Below are 2,357 nucleotides of genomic sequence, written 5' to 3'. Positions count from 1 at the left end.
TGCCCTTCATCGCCCTGCAGCTGTGCGTGCTGTTCGCGCTGCTGTTCTGGCCGAACCTCGCCATGTGGCTGGTGTAACGACGCCGGCAGGGCGGCGAGACCCGTCGCCCTGCCCCACCGGACAGGCCCGGTGATGACCGCCAACCGCTCGTCCGCCCATGCCAAGGAGCCTTCCATGACACTGACGCCCGAGCCCCTCGTCGAGCAGCGCGCCGATCCCTGGATCCTCGCGCACGCCGGCCACTACTACTTCATCGCCTCGGTGCCCGACTACGACCGCCTGGAGATTCGTCGCGCCGACGACATCGCCGGTCTGGCCAAGGCGCCGGCCACCACGGTATGGCGCAAGCCCGACACGGGGCCGCTGTGCGCGCTGATCTGGGCCCCCGAGCTGCATCGCGTCGACGGCGTGTGGGTGATCTACTTCGCCGCCGCGCCGTCCCGCGAGATCGTCGACGGCCTCTTCCAGCACCGGATGTACGCCATCACCTGCGCGGCGGACGATCCGCTGGCCGGCGACTGGAGCGAGCCTGTGCAGATGGAGACGCCACTGGACAGCTTCTGCCTGGACGCCACGACCTTCCAGCTACGCGGGCGCGACTACTACGTCTGGGCCCAGAAGGACCCGGCCATTCCCGGCAACTCGAACCTCTACATCGCCGAGCTGGCGGGCCCGACCCGTCTGGCCGGGATGCCGACCAGGCTGAGCGTGCCGGAATACGACTGGGAGACACGCGGCTTCCTGGTCAACGAGGGCCCGGCGGTGCTGCAGCGCCACGGCCGGCTGCTGCTGACCTACTCGGCCAGCGCCACCGACGAGAACTACTGCGTGGGGCTCCTGTGGGCCGATGCCGACAGCGACCCGCTGGACGCCGCGAGCTGGTCGAAGTCACCGACGCCGATCCTGGTCAGCGATCCGGCCCACGAGATCTTCGGCCCCGGCCACAACGGCTTCACGGTCGACGAGGACGGCAACGACCTGCTCGTCTATCACGCCCGGACCTACACCGACATCCAGGGCGATCCCCTGTGGGACCCCAACCGCCATACCTACGTCAAGCCGATCCGCTGGGACGAGCAAGGCTTCCCGGACTTCGGCCGCGCCGGCGAGGACACCCTGCCGCCGGCCCGGTGAGAAACGGCCAGCCACCATCATCACGACACAATAGAATCAACATATAAAATTATATGTTGCACATACACCGGGAGCCGGGGCTATGATGGGGCCACTTCGGTGCTTCGCCGCCCCGACCCGACAGCCGAGGACACACGCCATGCGCATCATCCAGTGCCTTCATGACGGCGCCGCCCGCGCCGCCCTGGTCGAAGACGACAACAGGGTCCGCCTGACCGAGGCCGACACCTACACCCTGGCCCGGCGCGCCATCGCCGCCGGCCGCCCGCTGGCCGAGGTCGTCGAGGCGGCGCTGACCGAGACGCGCCTCGACTACGGCCAGCTGATCGACGAGCGCCGCCTGCTGCCGCCGCTGACCCATGACGACCCGGCCCATTGCCTGGTCACCGGCACCGGCCTGACCCACCTGGGCAGCGCCGACACCCGCGCCTCCATGCACGCCAAGACCCAGGCCGACGAGTCCGAGCTGACCGACTCCATGCGCATGTTCAAGCTCGGCGTGGAGGGCGGCAAGCCCGCCGCCGGCGAGACCGGCGCCCAGCCGGAGTGGTTCTACAAGGGCGACGGCGACTGCGTGGTGGCCCCCGAGGCGCCGATGCCGGTGCCGGCCTTCGCCGAGGACGCCGGCGAGGAGCCGGAACTCGCCGGGCTCTACGTGATCGGCGACGATGGCCAGCCCTGGCGCGTCGGCTACGCCATCGGCAACGAGTTCTCCGACCACGTCACCGAGCGCTTCAACTACCTGTGGCTGGCCCATTCCAAGCTGCGCCACTGCAGCTTCGGCCCGGAGCTCTTGATCGGCGAGCTGCCCGACCACCTCGAGGGCACCAGCCGCATCGTGCGCGACGGCGAGACCCTGTGGGAGAAGCCCTTCCTCACCGGCGAGGCCAACATGGCCCACACCGTCGCCAACCTCGAGCATCACCACTTCAAGTACCCGGGCTTCCGGCGCCCCGGCGACGTCCACGTGCACTTCTTCGGCACCGCGACGCTGAGCTTCGCCGACGGCGTCCAGACCCGCGACGGCGACCGCTTCGAGATCGATCTGCCGGCCTTCGGCCGCACGCTGCGCAACCCGCTGGCGTTCGAGGACGTCGCCGCCGACACCCCCGTTCATTCCCTGTGACCCCAGGAGGTTCCATGACACTGGAAGGCAAGCAACTGATCGGCCAGCAGGCCGTGCTCAGCGACGGCAAGGCGATCCAGGCCGTCGATCCCGCCAC

The 2,357-nt window shown here is 69.3% G+C and carries 2 protein-coding genes; both read left to right on the top strand.

Translation table 11 applies throughout. The annotated features are described in order from the left end of the window. The first annotated feature begins 174 nt into the window (after positions 1-174). Entirely contained in the window at positions 175-1,134 is a 960-nt protein-coding gene (locus CVH10_RS16795) for a family 43 glycosylhydrolase (protein WP_035599843.1), read from the top strand. Between the two features lie 139 nt (positions 1,135-1,273). Beyond that, the gene (gene araD1, locus CVH10_RS16790; RefSeq protein WP_035599839.1) at positions 1,274-2,260 is read left to right on the top strand and encodes an AraD1 family protein; all 987 of its coding nucleotides are present in this window, start codon (positions 1,274-1,276) and stop codon (positions 2,258-2,260) included. The last annotated feature ends 97 nt before the right edge of the window (positions 2,261-2,357 follow it).

Source organism: Halomonas sp. ND22Bw (genome assembly GCF_003011945.1).
In the GTDB taxonomy this organism is placed as follows: Bacteria; Pseudomonadota; Gammaproteobacteria; order Pseudomonadales; family Halomonadaceae; genus Halomonas; species Halomonas halophila.
Note: the sequence above shows the minus strand (reverse complement) of the source record. Positions and strands in the feature narration are given on the sequence as shown.